Source organism: Curtobacterium sp. HSID17257, assembly GCF_003989515.1.
Classification (GTDB): domain Bacteria; phylum Actinomycetota; class Actinomycetes; order Actinomycetales; family Microbacteriaceae; genus Curtobacterium.
In genome coordinates, this window is record NZ_RBLU01000242.1 from 1 (window position 1) to 590 (window position 590).

Annotated in this window: 1 pseudogene; it reads right to left on the reverse strand. The window is 77.3% G+C overall.

Features of this window, described 5'->3' with window-relative positions:
- Positions 1-590 (reverse strand): annotated as a pseudogene (locus D8M35_RS16225) (thiol reductant ABC exporter subunit CydC); the annotation flags it as partial.

The following is a 590-nucleotide window of genomic DNA, read 5'->3' on the forward strand; positions in this document are numbered from 1 at the left end:
TCGCTCGGCCGCCGTCTCACGGTCCGACCGGCGGGCGACCGCGAGCGTGGTGACCGTCCCGAGCAGCGCGGCGAGCGCGAGCGCGACGACGAGGACGACCGCCGCCGGCCACCAGACGACCGCGACCGCCACGACGGAGAGCAGGGCCACGACGCCCGCCGACACGAGCGGCCCGACGACCCGGATCGGCAGGTCCTGCAGCCGGTCCGTGTCGGTGATGAGCCGGGTCAGCAGGTCGCCGCGCCCGGTCGCCCCGAGCCCGGCCGGCGCGACCGAGGCGAGCCGTCGGTACATCTCGGTCCGCACGACGGCGAGCTGGCGGAACGACGCGTCGTGCCCGGCGAGCCGGTCGACGTAGCGCAGCGCGGCCCGGCCGAGGGCGAAGGCGCGCACCCCGACCATGACGAGCGTCAGGTACAGGATCGGTGGCTGCTCGGCCGCGCGGGTGATGAGGTAGCCGCTCGCGGCGAGGAGCGCCACCGCGCACACCGCACTGAGCGCGCCGGCGGCGACCGCCTTCGCCCAACCGGCCCCGTGGGGCAGGGCCAGCCGCAGGACGGACGTGGGACGGGCCTCCCGGCTCATGCGCG